This is a genomic window from Cellulomonas jepli (assembly GCF_047229345.1).
Classification (GTDB): domain Bacteria; phylum Actinomycetota; class Actinomycetes; order Actinomycetales; family Cellulomonadaceae; genus Cellulomonas_A.
The window spans coordinates 1-18,181 of sequence record NZ_JBFTER010000105.1 but is presented as its reverse complement, the minus strand read 5'-3'; the positions used below and the strand labels follow the sequence as shown (position 1 = coordinate 18,181).

At 74.7% G+C, this 18,181-nt stretch carries 12 protein-coding genes; 2 read left to right on the top strand and 10 right to left on the bottom strand.

Features of this window, described 5'->3' with window-relative positions:
- Positions 1 to 265 precede the first annotated feature (265 nt).
- Positions 266 to 1,462 (top strand): AI-2E family transporter, encoded by a 1,197-nt coding sequence (locus tag AB6N24_RS19180; RefSeq protein ID WP_412870977.1) that lies wholly within the window; start codon positions 266 to 268, stop codon positions 1,460 to 1,462.
- Positions 1,463 to 1,533: 71 nt separating this feature from the next.
- Here AB6N24_RS19180 and AB6N24_RS19175 read toward each other — a convergent pair whose 3' ends face one another.
- The gene (locus AB6N24_RS19175; RefSeq protein WP_412870976.1) at positions 1,534 to 1,980 is read right to left on the bottom strand and encodes a hypothetical protein; all 447 of its coding nucleotides are present in this window, start codon (positions 1,978 to 1,980) and stop codon (positions 1,534 to 1,536) included.
- Positions 1,977 to 2,192, bottom strand: coding sequence for a hypothetical protein (locus AB6N24_RS19170; protein ID WP_412870975.1), 216 nt, complete (start codon positions 2,190 to 2,192; stop codon positions 1,977 to 1,979). Before AB6N24_RS19170 ends, AB6N24_RS19175 begins: the two co-directional genes overlap by 4 nt.
- Positions 2,193 to 2,401: 209 nt before the next feature.
- Between AB6N24_RS19170 and AB6N24_RS19165 the strand changes: the two genes are divergently transcribed.
- Complete coding sequence (locus AB6N24_RS19165; RefSeq protein ID WP_412870974.1) at positions 2,402 to 3,958, top strand: class I SAM-dependent methyltransferase; 1,557 nt, start codon at positions 2,402 to 2,404, stop codon at positions 3,956 to 3,958.
- Between the two features lie 76 nt (positions 3,959 to 4,034).
- Here AB6N24_RS19165 and ppsA read toward each other — a convergent pair whose 3' ends face one another.
- The 8 genes from ppsA to proA all read right to left on the bottom strand — a co-directional run bounded on the left by ppsA (position 4,035) and on the right by proA (position 18,115).
- Complete coding sequence (gene ppsA, locus AB6N24_RS19160; protein ID WP_412870973.1) at positions 4,035 to 6,422, bottom strand: phosphoenolpyruvate synthase; 2,388 nt, start codon at positions 6,420 to 6,422, stop codon at positions 4,035 to 4,037.
- Positions 6,419 to 7,342, bottom strand: coding sequence for a pyruvate, water dikinase regulatory protein (locus tag AB6N24_RS19155; RefSeq protein WP_412870972.1), 924 nt, complete (start codon positions 7,340 to 7,342; stop codon positions 6,419 to 6,421). The genes ppsA and AB6N24_RS19155 overlap by 4 nt, the downstream gene beginning before the upstream one ends.
- A 93-nt stretch (positions 7,343 to 7,435) precedes the next feature.
- Positions 7,436 to 8,197, bottom strand: coding sequence for an SDR family NAD(P)-dependent oxidoreductase (locus AB6N24_RS19150; protein WP_412870971.1), 762 nt, complete (start codon positions 8,195 to 8,197; stop codon positions 7,436 to 7,438).
- Between the two features lie 45 nt (positions 8,198 to 8,242).
- The gene (locus AB6N24_RS19145) at positions 8,243 to 9,301 is read right to left on the bottom strand and encodes a transketolase family protein (protein WP_412870970.1); all 1,059 of its coding nucleotides are present in this window, start codon (positions 9,299 to 9,301) and stop codon (positions 8,243 to 8,245) included.
- Positions 9,298 to 10,170: a transketolase gene (locus AB6N24_RS19140; RefSeq protein ID WP_412870969.1), complete on the bottom strand. Its 873-nt coding sequence runs from the start codon at positions 10,168 to 10,170 to the stop codon at positions 9,298 to 9,300. Before AB6N24_RS19140 ends, AB6N24_RS19145 begins: the two co-directional genes overlap by 4 nt.
- A gap of 27 nt (positions 10,171 to 10,197) precedes the next feature.
- Complete coding sequence (locus tag AB6N24_RS19135; RefSeq protein ID WP_412870968.1) at positions 10,198 to 11,658, bottom strand: MFS transporter; 1,461 nt, start codon at positions 11,656 to 11,658, stop codon at positions 10,198 to 10,200.
- 137 nt (positions 11,659 to 11,795) lie between these two features.
- Positions 11,796 to 12,458 carry a GntR family transcriptional regulator gene (locus AB6N24_RS19130; RefSeq protein ID WP_412870967.1) on the bottom strand — a complete coding sequence of 221 codons (663 nt, stop codon included), beginning with the start codon at positions 12,456 to 12,458 and terminating at the stop codon, positions 11,796 to 11,798.
- 74 nt (positions 12,459 to 12,532) lie between these two features.
- On the bottom strand, positions 12,533 to 18,115 hold the full coding sequence (gene proA, locus AB6N24_RS19125; RefSeq protein WP_412870966.1) for an anti-phage protein ProA: 5,583 nt from the start codon (positions 18,113 to 18,115) through the stop codon (positions 12,533 to 12,535).
- Positions 18,116 to 18,181: the final 66 nt, after the last annotated feature.

The following is an 18,181-nucleotide window of genomic DNA, read 5'->3' as shown; positions in this document are numbered from 1 at the left end:
CCCCCCCCCCCCCCCCCCCCCCACCCCCCCCCCACATTTACACCACGATGACGGAATACGCGATCATGGTGAGGGTCTCGGGGGCTCGTTTTGTTGAATAAGAGACCGGTGGTGGGAGGCCCGGTGGCCGGCACCGGGCCTCCCGCGGCGCACGGCGGGACCGCGCATCCGGCCCGCCCGCGGTCGCGCCTCGCCCCACAGCCGCACCCCGACCCACCCGCGCTCCCGCCGCGCCGCCCGCTCGCGCCCGTGGCAGGTTGACGTCATGAACGCCTTCCGACGACGCACCGGCCGCACGCCGTCATCCGCCGCGCTCGCCACGACGGTCCCGAGCCCGACGCACCGCCCCGTGGCCCCGCCGCCGACGGGCCCGTGGCACGACAGCCTGGGCCGCGCCGCGACCCGCAGCGCCCAGACGCTCCTGGTCCTCGCGCTCGCGTCGGTCCTCGTGTGGGGGCTCACGCAGGTCAAGCTGCTCGTCATCCCCGTGCTCATCGCGGCGATCCTCGCCGCCGCGTTCAGCCCGCTCGTGCACCTGTTCCGTCGCTGGGGGTGGCCGCGGGCGCTCGCGACCTGGGCGGCGCTGCTCCTCGGGCTCGGGACTCTCGGCGTCGTGCTGTGGCTCGTCGGGCGCGGCATCCGCCGGGAGTGGCCGTCGCTCGTCGAGGAGGCCGACCGCGGGCTCGGGGAGCTCGAGAAGTTCCTGCTGGAGGGCCCGCTCGAGATCACCGAGGAGCAGATCGCGTCCGCGCGCGAGGCGCTCACCGCGGCGCTCACGAGCGACCAGGTGCAGAGCGGCGCGATCACCGGGGCCACCGCGGCCGCCGAGGGCGTCGCCGGGCTGCTGCTGGGCCTGGTCGTGCTGTTCTTCCTCATGAAGGACGGCCGCAGCATCTTCGGCTTCCTGATCCAGCCATTGTCCGAGGAGCGCCGCACACGAGCGTGGCGCGTCGGGGACCGCTCGGTCGGGGTGCTCGGCGGCTACGTGCGCGGCACCGCGATCGTCGCGTTCGTCGACGCCCTGGTCATCGGCCTGGCGCTGGTCATCCTCGACGTCCCGCTGGCGCTGCCGCTCGCGACCATCGTGTTCCTCGGTGCGTTCATCCCGCTGATCGGCGCGACCGTCGCGGGAATCCTCGCGACGCTCGTCGCGCTCGTGACGAACGGCCCGACCATCGCGCTCATCGTCCTCATCGTCGTGATCGCCGTGAACCAGCTCGAGGGCGACCTGCTCGCGCCCGTCGTCATCGGCCGCGCGCTCGCCCTGCACCCGCTCGCGATCCTGCTCGCGCTGACCGCCGGGACCATCCTCGCCGGCATCATCGGCGCACTGCTCGCCGTCCCGATCACGGCCGTCGCGTGGGCGGCGATCAAGGAGTGGCGGGCACCGGAGGACGACGTGCCGGGGCCGCCGTCGGCGGTCGCGGTCCGACGCGGACGGCGGTCGGGCGCGGCGGCCTGACCTCGGCGCAGGGCACGCGCCCGGTCCTCCAGGCTCAGCCGGACGTCACGTCCCCGACCCGGGTGCCCCCCTCACTTCACCGGCTCCCCGATCGAGACGCCCTCGACGGTTCCGTCGGGTGCGTACAGCCCGACGGCCCAGCCGACGACCGTCCCGCCGTCCGGGTCCCGCACGACCTCGACGCCGTGCGCCGCCAACGCCGCGACGACGTCGTCCAGCGCGGCCCCGAGCAGGGGAACCCCCACGACCCGGGGAGTCGCGGGCTCGACGACCTCGAGGAACGTGATCCTGCGGTTGACGTCGTACGTCGCCATGACGCCGGCGTCCGGGAAGTGATCGGTCTTGTCGGCGTCCGGCGTCCTCCGGAACGTCACGTGGGCGCCGAACCGTCCCCGCACGCCGTCGACGGCGTCACCGAGCCGCAACCGGGCGAAGCCCTCCGGGCCGACGACGTCCCACTCACGGTCGACCCCCTCCGACTCACCTCCGGGCGTCGAGCCGTCGCCTCCAGAGCTCACTCGTCGTACCTCGCGCCCTCGAGGGCGCCGACCGCGAGCGACGCACCACCCTGGAGGTGGTCGACGAGTCCTGCAGCTCCGCCCGGCAGCCGGACCGTCGCGCCCCAGGACGCTGTCCCGGTGACGACCGCGTCGCGCTCGGAGCCCATCGGTGCACCGGCGCGACGCGCCCTCTCCACCGCGTCCGCGTCGAGCAGACGTCCGCTCGACATCTCGGACCGCAGCCAGCCGCACGGGTCCGTCTCCGGACCTGGCCGATCGCCCGTCATCACCGCCCCCCTCGCGCCCGTCGGGCAACCCGGACCCGACCCGCGCGAGGGTATCTCCGTGCTGCCGGCCCGGGCGCGTACGCACGACGCGGCTGCGCCGTCCGGGGGACCCCTCGCCCGGACGGGTGTCCAGGAGTGGCATCCTGCTCGCCATGCCCGCGCGCGTCCGTCACGTCCTGCTCCCCGGCCGGCACCACCTGGTGACCCGGTTCCAGACGGCGTACCTGCACGCTCTGCTCGGCGGGGAGCTCGCCGACTCGGCGGGCGAGCGCGTCGTGTGCGACCTCGACGCGAACGTCGTCTGGGCCGTCACGTCGGCCACCCACAGCGGCACGCGGCGCAACCCGCTCCCGGCGCACCGGCGCGAGGCGATGATCGAGCGCGTCACAGCCGTCGAGGGGCTGCCCTCGGTCGTCGCGCCCGTCGCCGACGTCCCGCCGAGCCCGCGGTTCGCGCGCACCGTCCTCGCAAGCGTCGAGCTCACGACCGGCGTGACGGCCACGCCGCTCGACACGGTCGTCGCGTGCTCGACGCCGGAGGTCGCCGCGATGTACGCCGACCTCGGCTTCCGCGTCGTGCCCGTCGAGGACGCGTGCGACGACGCCCCCGAGCGGCCCTGGGACGTCCTCGAGCTCCTCGCCACGGGCGAGGAGCGCTGGCGGGACCTCGCGCACCCCGAGGTCGTGCACTTCTACGACCGCTACCGGCTCGACGCCGCGATCACCCTGATCCACGAGGACCCGACGGTCTCGACCGAGGGCGACCTCACGACCACGCGCGACTACCGCACGTACACCGCCGCGTTCGACGACGCGTCCGACCGCAAGTGGGACCTCGTCGCGCCCTTCGTCGTGCCGGGCCGCGTCGTCGACCTCGGGTGCGCCGCGGGTGGGCTGCTCGAGCGCGCCTCCCGCGACCCGCGGCTCGCGGAGTCGGACCTGTACGGGGTCGACATCTCGCGGCACCTCGTCGCGGAGGCCGAGCACCGGCGCGCGCAGGGCGTGTTCGCCAACCCGAACGTCTTCTTCGCGCAGCGGAACCTGCTGCGCTCCCCCGTCTTCCCCGCGGCCACGGTCAGCACGACGCTGACGGTCGCGCTGACCCACGAGATCTCGAGCTACGGCGCCGGGCGCAGCGACCTCGAGCTGCTCGCGAAGCGGATCTACGAGCACACGGCTCCCGGCGGCGTGTGGGTGTGCTCCGACGTGCTGGGCCCGCTCGACGGGGACCGGCTCGTGCACCTCGCGCTCGACGGCACGAGCGCCGGCGCCGAGCCCGTGGACCTCGACGGGTGGACGCGCGAGGCCGTCGCCGCGCACGTCGCCGCGCTCTCGCCCGCCGAGCGGCTCGTGCAGCTCGCGCAGGACTTCCCGGCGCTGTCCGGCGGCGAGTGCGACGTGCGGTGGGTGGACGACTCCGTCGCGGAGCTCACGCTGCGGGCCGCCGCGGAGTTCCTGTACACGCGCGACTACGTCGACTCCTGGCTGTCCGAGTGCCACGAGCGGTTCTGCGACATGACGTGGCCCGACTGGGTCGCGCTGCTCGAGGGCGTCGGGTTCGTGGTCGACCCCGCGAGCGGGCCGTGGCGCAACGAGTGGCTCGTCGAGAACCGGCTGTCGGTCGGGGCCGAGCTGCGGGACGCCGCGACCGGCGAGCCCGTCGAGTGGCCGGACACGCACGTGACGTTCGTGGCGCGGCGCCCGCTGTAGGCCTCCGGCTGTCCGGGCGGGGGCGACCGGCCGCCGCCGTCGCGTCCCGGGCGCGGGGCACGTCGCGAGCCGGTCGTCAGGAGGGCGTCTTCTGGCGGGCGCCGAGGCGCAGCCAGGTGCTGACGACGGTGTCGGGGTTCAGGGACATGGTGTCGATGCCCTGGTCGACGAGCCAGTCGGCGAGGTCGGGGTGGTCGCTGGGCCCCTGCCCGCAGATGCCGACGTACTTGCCGCGTCGCTTGCACGCCTGGATCGCCGCGGCGAGCATGAACTTCACCGCGGGGTCCCGCTCGTCGAACCCCGCGGCGACCAGTGCGGAGTCACGGTCGAGCCCGAGGGTCAGCTGCGTCATGTCGTTCGAGCCGATCGAGAACCCGTCGAAGTGGTCGAGGAACTGGTCGGCGATCACGGCGTTCGACGGCAGCTCGCACATCATCATGACCTGCAGCCCGTTGTCCCCACGGCGCAGACCGTGCTGCCCGAGCAGCCGGACGACGCCCTCCGCCTCGGTGACGGTCCGGACGAACGGGATCATGATCTTGACGTTGGTCAGTCCCATCTCGTCGCGCACGAACCTCAGCGCCTCGCACTCCATCGCGAAGCACTCGGCGAACTCCGGTGACAGGTACCGGGACGCCCCGCGGTAGCCGATCATCGGGTTCTCCTCGTGCGGCTCGTACAGCTCGCCGCCCACGAGGTTCGCGTACTCGTTGGATTTGAAGTCGCTCATCCGCACGATCACGGGCTCCGGGGCGAACGCGGCGGCCAGGGTCGAGACCCCCTCGGCGACGCGCTGGACGAAGTAGTCGCGGGGCGAGGCGTACGACCGGATCGCGTCGGCGATCGTCGCGCGCAGCGGGTCCTCGAGGCGGTCCAGGTCCAGCAGCGCCCGGGGGTGGATGCCGATCTGCCGGTTGATGATGAACTCCAGCCGCGCCAGCCCGACGCCGGAGTGCGGGAGCCGGGAGAAGGCGAAGGCCTGGTCCGGGGTCCCGACGTTCATCATGATCTTCACGTCGATCGCGGGCATGGTGTCGAGCTCGGTCTCCTCGACGGCGAAGTCGAGCAGACCGGCGTAGACGTAGCCGGTGTCGCCCTGCGCGCAGGAGACCGTGACGTCCTGCCCGTCGGCGAGCTCGCGGGTGGCCGAGCCGGTGCCGACGACGGCCGGGATGCCGAGCTCCCGGGCAATGATCGCGGCGTGGCACGTGCGCCCGCCCCGGTTGGTGACGATCGCGCTCGCGCGCTTCATGATCGGCTCCCAGTCGGGGTCGGTCATGTCGGCGACGAGCACGTCGCCCGGCGTGAAGGAGTGCATGTCGTCGACCGAGGCGAGCACCCGCACCGCGCCGGCACCGACCTTCTGGCCGATCGCACGGCCCTCGACGAGCGTGGGCGCCGAGCCGGTGACGGTCCAGCGCTCGAGCGTGCCCGCCGACTGCCGTGACTTCACCGTCTCCGGGCGCGCCTGCAGCACGTACAGCTGCCCGTCGTGGCCGTCGCGGCCCCACTCGATGTCCATGGGACGTCCGTAGTGCGCCTCGATGGCGACGGCCTGCCGGGCCAGCTCCGTGACCTCGGCGTCGGTGAGGCTCAGCCGGCCGCGCTCGGCCTCGTCGACGTCGACGAACGCGGTCGTCCGCCCCACGGTCGGGTCGTCGGTGTAGGTCATCTTGATGGCCTTGGCCCCGAGCCCGCGCTTGAGGATCGCCGGTCGACCGGCGGCGAGGGCCGGCTTGTAGACGTAGAACTCGTCGGGGTTGACCGCGCCCTGGACGACGGCCTCCCCCAGCCCGTACGACGAGGTGAGGAAGACGGCGTCGGTGAAGCCGGACTCGGTGTCCATCGTGAACATGACGCCCGAGGCGCCGAGGTCCGAGCGCACCATCTGCTGCACGCCGGCCGAGAGCGCGACGGTGTCGTGCTCGAACGCGTGGTGCACCCGGTACGCGATGGCCCGGTCGTTGTAGAGCGAGGCGAACACCTCGCGGATCGCGGTGAGCACCGCGTCGACGCCGCGGATGTTGAGGAACGTCTCCTGCTGGCCCGCGAACGAGGCGTCGGGCAGGTCCTCGGCGGTCGCCGACGACCGCACGGCGAACGACCGCTCGGGGTCGCCCGCGGACAGCCGGGCGAACGCGGCGCGGATGTCGGCCTCGAGGTCGGGCGGGAACGGGCGCTCGACCACGGCCTGCCGGATCGTGCGGCCGACCTCGGCGAGCCGCTGGACGTCGTCGGTGTCGAGGTCCGCGAGGAGCTCGCTGATCGTCCCGGCGAGGCCGGTCTCCCCGATGAACCGGCGGTAGGCGTCCGCGGTCGTGGCGAAGCCGTCGGGCACGCGGACGCCCGCGGCGGACAGGTGGCGGACCATCTCGCCCAGCGAGGCGTTCTTGCCGCCCACGCGTTCGAGGTCGGTCAGCCCGAGGTCGGCGAACCACAGGACGTTGGGCTGGGTCGGGGTCATGACGGCTCCTGTGAGGTCGACGCTGCGGGGCGTGCGGACGTACGTGAGCGGGCGAGCCGCTGGAGGATCACGGTCGACATCTCCTCGACCGACGTCGCGGCCGAGGAGATCGACGGGATGCCGTGCCGGGCGTAGAGCGCCTCGGCGCGGCGCAGCTCGTACGTGCACTGCTCGAGCGAGGAGTAGCGCGAGCCCGGGCGCCGTTCCTGGCGGACCTGCGCCAGTCGCCCGGGGGTCGTCGTGATGCCGAAGCAGCGCTCACCGAGGTCGCGGACCGGCCGGGGAAGGTCCTCGGAGTCGAAGTCCTCGTCGACCAGCGGGTAGTTGGCCACGAAGACGCCGTGCTGCAGGGCGAGGTACATCGTGGTGGGCGTCTTCCCGCACCGGGACGGTGCCAGGAGGATGACGTCGGCCTTGTCGAGCGCGCGCAGGGACTGGCCGTCGTCGTGCTCGATGGCGTACTCGACCGCCGCCATCCGGGCGTTGTACCGCTGGATGTCCCCGACGCCGTGCAGCCGGGCGGCGACCCGCGCTCCCTGCGCGCCGAGGATCGACTCGACGCGCGCCATGTGGATGTCGAAGAGGTCGATGATCGGGCAGCGGGACCGCTGGAGCTCCTCGCGCACCTCGGTGAGCGCGGCGGTGGAGAACGCGAGCGGCGTCACCGGACCCGCGGCCGCGGCGTCGAGGACCGCGACGACCTCGCGCGCCTCGGCGACGGTGGAGATGAACGGGATCACCCGCCGCTCGAACACCAGGTCGGGGAACTGGATGAGCAGGGCGTTGCCCATCGTCTCGGCGCTGATGCCCGTGCTGTCGGAGAGGAAGAAGACCGGGACCGCGGTGCCGGGGGGCGCCGGGGTGCTCGGACGCCCTGCCGCGATCGGCTCCCGGGGCTCGCCGTTCCCGTGCGTCGTCACGTACGCGCGCCTCCCCGTCCCGGGCACCTCACCCCTCACCGTCCCGCTCCTGGGGGCGGCCGTCCACCCCGCGGCGGACGACCACCCCGACGGTCAGTGGATGTGCGACCCGCCGTTGACGTCGTAGGTCGCGCCGGTGACGTACGAGGTCTCCTCGCGGCACAGGTACGTGATGAGGTCGGCGACGTCGCGGGTGCGCCCCTTGTGGCCGACGGGCACGCCGGCCAGCACCGCCGCCTCGCGCTCACCCGTCAGCTTGCCGGCGGTGATGTCGGTGTCGATGAGGCCGGGCGCCACGGAGTTGACCGTGATCCCGTGCGGGCCGACCTCGCGGGCCAGCGCGCGCGCGAAGCCGAGCTGGGCGGCCTTCGCGGCCGAGTAGGCGACGCCGCCGAAGACGCCACCACCACGCTCGGCGGACACCGAGGAGAGGAAGACGACCCTCCCGAACCCGCGCTCGACCATGCCGGGGACGAGCGCGCGCGTCACGTTGTACGCGCCGCGCACGTTGACCGCGAACACGCGGTCCCAGTCCTGGCCGCTGACCTCGACGAACGGCACCGGCGAGGTGATGCCGGCGTTGTTGACCAGGGCGCCGACCGGCGGCAGGGCGCCGTCGACCACGGTGAGGGCGGCCTGGACCGACGCCTCGTCCGTGACGTCGCACGCCACGCCGACGGCCTCGACCCCGGCCCGCTCCGCGATCTCGTGGGCGGCGTCCTTGGCGCTGGCCTCGTCGAGGTCGAGGACGGCGATGTTCCAGCCGTCCGCGGCGAGGGCGTGGGCAGTGGCGCGGCCGATGCCGCGGGTCGAGCCACCGCCGGTCACGACGGCGGTCTTGTCGGTGTGGGACATGCGGGTCTCCAGTTCGTGTGCGGGGACAGCCGGGCCTGGGCAGGCTCAGGCGGTGGGCGGGACGGTGGCCGCGGCGGCCGCGGGGGTGGTCCGGCGAGCCGTTCCCCCCAGCTCGGCGCGGACGCGCTGGACGACGGCGTCGGTCGACAGCCCGTACCGGTCGTGCAGCGTGGGCAGCGCGCCCGCCGCGAGGAACTCGTCGGGCAGGGCGATCGGCACGACCCGGGTGCCGACGCCCGCGAACGCGAGCGTCGACGCGACGGACTCGGCGAGCCCGCCGACGACCGTGTGGTTCTCGAGCGTCACGACGAGCCGGTCGGTCCGGGCCGCGGCGAGGATCGCGTCGCGGTCGAGCGGCTTGATCGTCGGGACGTGCAGCACGGCGACGTCGACGTGGTCGGCCTCGAGGCGCTGCGCGGCCTGCAGGGCGCGCATCGTCATGAGCCCGGTCGAGATCAGGACGACGTCGCGGCCCGTGCGCAGCTCCGCGGCCTTGCCGAGCTCGAAGCGGTAGTCGTACTCGTCGAGCACGGTCGGGACGTTCCCGCGCAGCAGGCGGAGGTACGTCGGGCCGGCGTGAGCGGCGAGCTGGGGCACCGCCTGCTCGATGTCGAGCGAGTCGCACGGGTCGACGATGGTCAGGCCCGGGCACCCCCGCAGGATCGCCAGGTCCTCGGTGGCCTGGTGGCTGGGCCCGTACCCGGTGGTCAGGCCCGGCAGGGCGCCGACGACGTTGACGTTCAGGCCCGGCTCGGCGATGTCCAGGCACAGGAAGTCATACGCGCGGCGGGTCGCGAACACCGAGTAGGTGGACGCGAACGGCACCAGGCCGACCTCCGCCATGCCGGCGGCGGCGCCGAGCATCGTCTGCTCGGCCATGCCCATCTGGAAGAAGCGCTCGGGGTGCGCGGCGCGGAACACGTGCATGTCGGTGTACTTGGCGAGGTCCGCCGAGAGGCCCACGATCTCGGGTCGCTCCTCGGCGAGGCGGGCCAGGGCGTGCCCGAACGGGGCGCTCGCGGTGCGCTGCCCCGGGTCGGCGAACGAGGCGATCATCGCCGAGGTCTTGAGCCTCGCCGCTCCGGCAGTCGTCGTGGTGCTCATCGCGCGGTCCTCTCGTCGAGCTGGTCTCGGGCCTGCTGCCACTCGTCCTCCGCCACCCGCAGGAAGTGGGCCTTCTCGCGCTCCTCGAACATCCGCACGCCGGAGCCGACGCGGGTGTCGCAGACCAGGACGCTCGGCCGGCCGCGGTGGGTGCGCAGCTCGTCGAAGGCGTCGACGAGCGCTCCGACGTCGTTGCCGTCGACGCGGACCGCGTGCCAGCCGAACGCGCGCCACTTGTCGGTGACGGGCTCCGTGCGCAGGACGCCGGCGGTGGGGCCGTCGGCCTGCAGGGCGTTGACGTCGACGATCGCGGTGACGTTGTCCAGGCCGTGGTGCGCGCAGGCGAGCGCCGCCTCCCACGTCGAGCCCTCGTCGAGCTCGCCGTCGGAGAGCAGGTTGATCACCCGCGCGGAGCTGCCCTGGAGCCGGAGCCCGAGTGCCATGCCCGTCGCGACGCCGAGGCCGTGCCCGAGGGAGCCGCCGGAGATCTCCATCCCCGGCGTGTAGGACGCCATGCCGGACATCGGCAGGCGCGAGTCGTCGGACCCGTAGGTGTCGAGCTCCGCGACGGGGATCGTGCCGGCCTCGGCGAGGGCGGCGTACAGGGCGATGGCGTAGTGGCCGATCGACAGCAGGAACCGGTCACGCTCGGGCCACTCGGGCTCGTCCGGGCGGAACCGCAGCTGGTCGCCGTAGACGACGGCCAGCACGTCGGCGACGCCGAGGGCCTGGCCGACGTAGCCCTGACCCTGGACCTCACCCATGTCCAGGGCGTGGTGGCGGATGCGGTGGGCGGAGGCCTCGAGCCGGGCGACGCGCTCGGCGCGGTCCTCCACGGTGCGCGGCGGTGCCGCGGGGGCGGTGGTCACGTGTGCTCCTCGGTGGTGTGGGGACGGTCAGGACGCGGCCGCGTGCGGACGCGCGGCGGTCGGCTGCGGGCTGGGCGCCTGCGGGGTGGACGACTTCGGGGTGGCGCCGGCCACGGGCGCGGGACCGGGGACGTGCGCTCCGGCGCGCGACGCGGCCTCGAGCCGGGCGGTGTGCGCGCGCTCGGCCGGGCCCCACGTCTCGCGGGTGACCAGCGCGGCGACCAGACCGCACACGCCGTAGGCGCTGAAGAGCAGGGCCGGCCCGACCCACCCCGTCTCGGCGTACAGGTAGGTGACGATCAGCGGGGTGAACCCCGAGACGACCGCGGAGAGCTGGTAGGCGAGCGAGGCGCCCGAGGTGCGGGTGCGGGCGTTGAAGAGCTCGGAGAACCAGGCGCCCTGCACCCCGGCGAGGCAGTTCTGGCAGACGGTGTAGCTCACGATGAACGCGAGCACGATCGCGACGGCGGCGCCGGTGTTGAGGGTCAGGAACAGCGGCACGCCCCAGGCCGCCATGACGGCGGTGCCGAACAGGTAGACCGGCCGGCGCCCGACGCGGTCGGTCAGCGCTCCCCAGGCCGCGGTGGCGGCGATGCCGAGCGCGGCGGCGATCATGAGCGCCGTGAGCGTCAGGGTCCGGTCGGCGAGCTCCTGGTCACGCAGGTACGTCAGCACGAACGTCACGGACACCGCGTAGCCGGCGGTCTCGGCGACCCGCAGGAAGAACGCGCGCACGATGTTGCGCCAGTCGTCCCGCAGGACCTCCTTGAGCGGGTTCTTGGCGACGTCGCCGTCCTCCTTGAGCTCCTCGAACTCCGGGGACTCCTCGACCTTGAGCCGGATGACGATGCCGACCGCGATGAGCACGACGCTCAGCAGGAACGGCACGCGCCACATCCAGGTCCCGCCGAGCGGCACGGCGAGCAGGAACGCGGCGTTGGCGAGCAGCAGCCCGAGCGGGAACCCGGCCTGGGTGATGCCGGTGTACAGCCCCTTCTTGCGCCAGGGTGCGTGCTCGAACGTCATCAGGATCGCGCCGCCCCACTCGGCGCCGAACGCCAGGCCCTGCACGACGCGCACCGCCACGAGCAGCACGCCGGCCCACATGCCGACCTGCGCGTAGGTGGGCAGCAGGCCGATGGCGACGGTGGCGACGCCCATCAGCAGGAGCGAGGCCACGAGGACGGGCTTGCGGCCGATCCGGTCGCCCAGGTAGCCGCCGATGATGCCGCCCAGGGGCCGCACCGCGAACCCGACGCCCAGCGTCGCGAACGAGAGCAGCGTGCCGGACAGGGGGTCCTCGGACGGGAAGAACGCGTCGTTGAAGTACAGGGCGGCGGCCGTGCCGAAGCCGATGAAGTCGTAGGTCTCGATCGTGGCGCCGATCGAGGAGCCGACCGCGACGCGCTTGCGCGCCGGGGTGCCCTCGACGGGGTGGCGCGGCTGCACGTCGCTCGCAGGGGCGCCCGGTTGGGATCGGTCCGTCATGGTGATCTCCGTTGATCGGGGTGCTGGGTCAGATGTTGACTGTTAACACTCGACATCGATGGTGCGGTCGTTTCTTCACGCGTGTCAACACCCCATGTGGACCCCCGTGACGGACGGGCTGGTCAGGTGCCAGAAACTCAGGCGCTGCGCGCGCCCGCGTACTGCTCGGCAGCCTCGGCCATGTGCTGCTCGACGACAGCCACGGCCGTGTCGACGTCGCCCTGCTCGATCGCGTCGACGATCGCGGCGTGCCGGTCCTCGGAGGTGAGCGACGCCCAGCTGCTCGGCTCCAGGCTCAGGATCGTCACCCGCATGCGGCCCTCGAGGTGCCGCCAGCTGTCCACCAGCATCGAGTTGCCCGAGAGCTCGCAGAGCAGCAGGTGGAAGGCGAGGTCGGCCTGCAGCCGCGCCTCGAACTCGGTGCCCGCCTCGGCGAGCGTGACCAGCGCACCCCGCAGGCGGTGCACCGCCGCATCCCGACCCGGTCCCGCGAGGATCTCCGCCACCGCCAGGCCCTCGAGCGCCGCGCGGACCCGGAACAGCTCGGTCACCTCGCGGGCGGACAGGGCACGAACCCGCAGCATCCCGCGCGCCCCGGGGCTGACCAGCCCCTCCTGCTGCAGGTGGCGCAGCGCCTCCCGCACCGTGCCCCGGCTGACGCCGAGCTGCTGCGCGAGGTCGACCTCCCCCAGGTGGTCCCCGGGCTGGTAGCGGCCGGACGTCACCGCGTCGCGCAGCGTCGTCAGCGCCCGCTCGCGCAGGGTGCTGCGATCGAGGCTGCGGAACGGCTCGAGGGACATCGGGCGGCCTCCAGGGTCGGTCAGCGACCTCCAGAGTGCCACCATCACGGCACCGGAGGCGCCGCGCGCGACCGCTACGCCGACGCCCGGTCCGCCCCGGCGTCCGCCGCCGCGCGCTCCACCGCCCCGACGAGGTGGTCCAGGACGTCCCCGGGCGTCGCGAGCCACGCGGGCAGCCACACGCGCTCGACCGCCGGCCAGCGCAGCATCCGCGAGAGCACCTCGGTCGGCAGCCCGTCGCGGTCGCCGACCGTGCGGCGCGCGGCCCAGCCCGGCCCGTCGAGCAGGACCGCGACGAGCGGACGCTCCGGGGCCGCGGCGTCGGACAGCGCGAGGTCGACGCGGAAGTCGGAGAGCCCGACGTCGGTGCGGACCGCGATCCCCCGCTCGCGCAGCGCGTCCGCGACCTGCTCGCGGTGTCGGTCGACCGCCGAGGAGCGCCGCGCGGGGACCGTCGTCGCGCGCGAGCGGCTCGCCGCGAGGTCGAGGTACGCGCGCAGGTGCTTGATGCCGACGCTCTGGGTCTCCTCGGCGCGCAGCTGCTCGGGGTCGAACGACGAGAACACGACGACCTGGCGCCTGGCCCGGGTGACCGCGACGTTGAGCCGGCGCTCGCCGCCGTCACGGTTGAGCGGCCCGAAGTTGAGCGGGAGGTACCCGCGGTCGTTCACCGAGAACGCGGTCGAGAACAGGATCGTGTCGCGCTCGTCGCCCTGGACGTTCTCCAGGTTCTTGACGAACAGTCCCTCGTCGGAGCCGCCCGCCGAGCCGCTGCGCTCGAGCGCGTCGGCGAGCCGGTCGTCGCCCGAGTCCCGGAGCAGCGCCTCGATGAGCGCGCGCTGCGGGGCGTTGAACGTGACGACCCCGATCGACGGCAGGCCGTCCGGCGAGGCGTCGAAGCGGCGGCGGATCTCGTCGACCACCGCGCGGGCCTCGACCGGGTTGGTGCGCAGCAGCCCCGCGGTGCTCTCCCCCGGCCCGCCCCGCCGAGCGGTCCGGTGGAACGTCCCGTCGACCCGCACGAGGCTCACGCCGTACCCGCCGGGGCCAGGGTCGGCGGCGCCGGAGGTCGGCGCGGGGAAGGAGCTGAGCCGGTCCTCGTAGTACTGGTGGTTGCTGAACGCGATGAGCGACTCGTCCTGGCTGCGGTAGTGCCACGACAGCCACCGCCGCGGCACGCGCGCCTGCACGCACTCGGACAGGATGCTCTCCTCGTCCTCGACGGCCAGGGCGCCCGTGAGCACACCCTCGACGAGCCCGTCGGCGACCTCCCGGTCGGTGCCACCCTCCGCGGAGTCGTCGTCGCTCCCGCCCGTGACCTCGGCGAACGACGTCGGCGGCATCTGCTTGGAGTCCCCGACCACGACGACCGAGCGCGCCCGGCCCAGGGCGCCGACGGCGTCGGCCACCCGGATCTGGGACGCCTCGTCGAACACCACGAGGTCGAACAGGCCCGCGCGCGCCGGGAAGAACCGGGCGAGCGAGTCCGGGCTGACGAGCACGCACGGCATGACCTGCGTGAGGAGCTCGCCGTACGTCGCCATGAGCCCGCGCACGCCGAGACCGCCGCGCTGCCGGGCGAGCTCGCGGACGAGCCCGCCCATGTCGCCCTGCGCCGACGACGCGTCGAACGGGCGCGCCGCCGTGACCTCGCGCGGGAGCGCGGTGCGCTGGTGGTCGCGGACGGCAGCGGCGGACGAGAGGAAGCGGCCGATGGCGCGGCCGTGCGCGACGGGGTCGAAGCCGTCGAGGCCCGTCGCGGTGCGGCGCTCGCGTGCCGACGCGATCGCGACCCCCCGGTCGAGCGCGCGCACGGCGTCCGCCGCGTCGACCGCGCCGACGAGCAGCAGCTCGCGTGCCGACGTCAGCCGGGCGCGGCGCAGGGGCTCGAGCGCCCCGACGAACGCGACCCAGCGCTGCAGCGGGAGCGGGTCGATCCCCGACGCGGCCGGGCGTGCCACGGGAGCCGGGCCGTCCGCGTCGGGCTCGTCGTCCCCCACCGCGTCCCACGCGGCGGCGGACGCCCAGGCGTCGTCGCCGCCCGCACCTCCGACGCGCTCGGCCGCCGTCGCCGTCCAGCGCGCGACGAACCCGTCGGGGGTCGTCCACCGGGCGACCTGACGCGTCGTGGCCTGCACCACCGCCGCGAGCGCCGTCGTCGTGCGCGAGACCCGCTCGAGCACCGCGACGTCGGCCGGCAGCAGCGGGAGGCGCGCGACGTCGTCGACGAACGCCCGCAGCGCGCGCACGAACGGGTCGGCCGTCGGGTCGCCGCCGTCGGGGTCGACGGCCTCGCCGGCCCACGTGAGCCACGCGACCTGGCTCTGCACGGTCTCGAGCGCCTCGGTCAGCAGCGGGTTCCAGCCCGCCGGGAGCGTCACGCCGGCGAGCCCCTGCACCCGGAACGCGAGCGTCTGGACGGCGACCTGGACGCGGGCGAGCGACGCGGCGACGTCGAGCACCTGCCCGGCCTTGAGCGTCGTCCCCGTTCGCAGCCCGGGCTGGAGCTGCGCGCCGACCGCGAGCAGCCGGCCCCGGCGGCCCCACCACCCCGAGGACGCGGCGGCCTGCGCCTGGCGCGCGAGGTCGGCGAGCGGGAGGTCGAGCACCGCGGGGACGGCGAGCGCGAGCCCGTGGTGCTCGGCGGCGGCCGTCGCGGGGAACGCGGCGATCTCCTCGACGAGCCGCGCCGCGGTCGCGCGCCAGCGCTCGGTCCGGGTCTCGTCGAGCGTCTCGACGCGGACCGGCGGCGCGGCACCCAGGTCGGCGAGCACCTCGAGGTCCTCGTGGGTCCGCGCGGCGGCGAGCACCGTGGCGGTCGTCCCGCTCAGGGCCCGCGCCGGGGTGAGCGCCGCGTCGACGTCCGCGACGGCCCGGCCGACGGCGGCCACGTCGAGGCGCTGCGGGTCCGCGAGCCCCACGAAGCCCCACGGGTGGTCGGGGCGCGGGCGCGCCGGGTCGGCGGTGTCCGGCAGCAGCGCGAGCGCGCGCCGCAGCGCGGGGACCTCGGGGGCGCCCGTCGTGACGAGCTCGACGGGCACGGGGAGCACCTCGGTCGTCCCGACCGCCGGCGCCGTCGACGCGCCCCCGGCACCCGGCACTCGCCGGCGCCCCGCGCCCTCGGTCAGCGCGAGCAGGCTCGTGCGCGCCGAGTAGAACGACAGCCCGACGCCGTTGGGCTCGTGCAGCCGCTCGGCGTAGCGGGCGAGGGCCCGGCGGGCCGCGCGGAGCGTCTCCTGCTCGGCGGCGAGCCCCTCCTCGTCGACCTCGACGACGTGCTCGAGCGCGGTGCGGACCTGCCCGCGGACCGCCGAGGGCTTGCTGCCCTTGTCGTGCAGGTCGAGCGAGAACGGCCCCATGCCGACGTCGTCGAGCCGCGCGCGGACCACGTCGAGCGCGGCGCGCTTCTCGGCGACGAACAGCACCCGGCGCCCCTCGGCCACGGCCCGGGTCAGCAGGTTGGTGATGGTCTGGGACTTGCCCGTGCCGGGCGGCCCCTCGAGCACGAACGTCCGGCCGGCGACCGCGTGCGCGACGGCGTCGAGCTGCGAGGCGTCCGCGGGCACCGGGCACGCCGCCGCGAGCTCGTCGAGGTCGACCGCGGCCGGCTCGGGGGCCGGGTCCGCGAACACCGCGGTGGGCGACTCGACGAGGTGCCGGACGAGCGGGTTCTGCGTCAGCACGTCCCAGTGCTCGTCGAGGTCCTTCCAGAGCCGGAACTTCGCGAACTGGAGGATCGCGAGGTCGGCGGTCTCCTCGACGCGGTAGCCGAGGCCCTCGGCGGCGAGCGCCGTGCGCAGCGCGAGCAGCGCGGCGTCGACGTCGATCCCGGCGCCGTCGAGCGCGGGCTCCGCGAGGCCCGGCACCGTGAGCCCGTGCACCTGGCGCAGCTTCTCCAGCAGGCAGTAGTTGGGCGTGCTCGCGCCCGTCTCGTCGAGCTCGAGGCGGTACGCGTGCTCACGCGAGCGCGTGACCAGCCGGACGGGCGTGAGCACCAGCGGTGACCGCAGCTCGCGGCCGTCGAGCGTCCACACCAGGGAGCCCGACGCGAGGTACAGGTTGTTGGCGCCGGTCTCCTCGACGACCGTGCGCGCCTTGTACGCGAGCCCCCGCAGCCGCGTCGCGTACCCCGCCGCGGGCAGGTCGGTGTAGAGCGCCTGACGCCGGGCGAACAGCTCGGCACGCTGCTCGGGCGGCAGCTCACGGCCACTCGTCGCGCCCCGGGCGACCTGCACCTCGTCGAGCTGGTCGGCGGGCAGCAGGTGCACGGCGCGGCCGTCGTGCAGCGCGTCCTCGACCGCCCCGAGGCCCCCAGCCGGCACCGCGAGCGGGACGCCCGAGCGCGGCGTGAAGTGGATGAGCCGGTTGCGCAGCGACAGGTCCAGCAGCGAGTTCTTCCACTGCGCGACGCGCGGCGGCACGGGCGCCCGGCCCAGCGTCCCGGCGGCGGCGGGGCGCACCTCGGAGTCGGCCGCGACGGGCTGCGGGACGGTCGTGCGGTCCTCGCCGGGCCGGTACTCGGTGATCGTCACGGTGCCGTCGGCGGCGCGCGTGTGCGCGGGCAGCGGCAGGACCCCCGCACGCCGGGCCCGCCACACGTCGACCACGCCGAGCACGCGCGCGAGGTCGCCGGTCAGCCAGCGCGCGTACGCGGCGTCGTGCGCCTGGGCGGCCGTCACGGGTCCGGCGCCCGCCGCGCCCTCGCCCGTGCCGCGCGCGGTGACGAGCGTCGTCTCGACGAGCCGGACGAGCCCGAGGTCGACGAGGTTGACGACCGCCGCGACGTCCGGGACCTCGCGCTGCGCGATCGCCGCGAGCGCCGCCTCCTCGCGCCAGTACCCGAGGAACGCGTGCCCCTCGACGAGCCACAGCAGCGGGCGGATCCCGACGTGCTCGAGCGCCGCGGCCATCGTCACGACGGTGTCGAGGCAGGTCCCGACGCGGCCGTCGAGCACCTCCTCGGGCGTGCGGACCTTCTGCCCGACGTCCGACCACGACGCGGGCGGCTCGCTGTACCGGATGCCGCGCGCGGTCGTCGCGTCGAGCACCGCGGCGACGGTCGCGTCGACCCGCTCCGGCCCCTGCTGGTAGCCCGCCGTCGACGCGTCGCCCGTGCGCTCGGCGAGCAGCGCGCACGCCTCGTCGACGAGCGTCCGCACCGCCGGGTGGTTCGGCATGACGAACGCCGCGAGCAGCTCCATCGCGAGCACCGGCGGCACCGCGAGCCACTGGCGCGGCGCGAGCAGGTCGACGTGCACGGTCCGCTCCGCGAGCAGGTCGCCCTCGCCCAGCACCTGCACCACGACCTGCGCGGGCCGCTGCTCCTCGATCTGCAGGACCGCCGCCGGGTCGAGCCGCAGGTCCACGTCGGTCAGGACGGTCTGCGCACCGGTCTCGAGGTCGACGAGCTGCTCCCACGGCGTGCCGACGCGCCCCTCGACGTCGCGCACCTCGACCTGCACGACCGCGCCGCGCACCGCCGGGCCGGTGTGGTGCACCGCGATCCGGCTCACGACGGGGAGCCGGTTGTGCGCCATCGGGTAGGAGAGCACGGGCGCGGCGTCGACCTCGACGGTCGTGCCCGCGCGGCGCACCGTGCCGGTCGGGCGGCTCGGCGGGGCGGGCGGCGGGGTGCTCGGGGAGCTCTCGGCAGGCATCGAGTGCGAGGCTAGCCCGGCGGGGCGACAGCGGCGCAGGCCCGCGCCGGTGGGGCGGTGCGGGCG

Excerpts from the sequence above, each read along its gene's own strand:
- AB6N24_RS19180 (WP_412870977.1), top strand. The coding sequence starts at position 266 with ATGAACGCCTTCCGACGACGCACCGGCCGCACGCCGTCATCCGCCGCG.
- AB6N24_RS19170 (WP_412870975.1), bottom strand. The coding sequence starts at position 2,192 with ATGTCGAGCGGACGTCTGCTCGACGCGGACGCGGTGGAGAGGGCGCGT.
- AB6N24_RS19165 (WP_412870974.1), top strand. The coding sequence starts at position 2,402 with ATGCCCGCGCGCGTCCGTCACGTCCTGCTCCCCGGCCGGCACCACCTG.
- ppsA (WP_412870973.1), bottom strand. The coding sequence starts at position 6,422 with ATGACCCCGACCCAGCCCAACGTCCTGTGGTTCGCCGACCTCGGGCTG.
- AB6N24_RS19150 (WP_412870971.1), bottom strand. The coding sequence starts at position 8,197 with ATGTCCCACACCGACAAGACCGCCGTCGTGACCGGCGGTGGCTCGACC.
- AB6N24_RS19145 (WP_412870970.1), bottom strand. The coding sequence starts at position 9,301 with ATGAGCACCACGACGACTGCCGGAGCGGCGAGGCTCAAGACCTCGGCG.
- AB6N24_RS19135 (WP_412870968.1), bottom strand. The coding sequence starts at position 11,658 with ATGACGGACCGATCCCAACCGGGCGCCCCTGCGAGCGACGTGCAGCCG.
- AB6N24_RS19130 (WP_412870967.1), bottom strand. The coding sequence starts at position 12,458 with ATGTCCCTCGAGCCGTTCCGCAGCCTCGATCGCAGCACCCTGCGCGAG.
- proA (WP_412870966.1), bottom strand. The coding sequence starts at position 18,115 with ATGCCTGCCGAGAGCTCCCCGAGCACCCCGCCGCCCGCCCCGCCGAGC.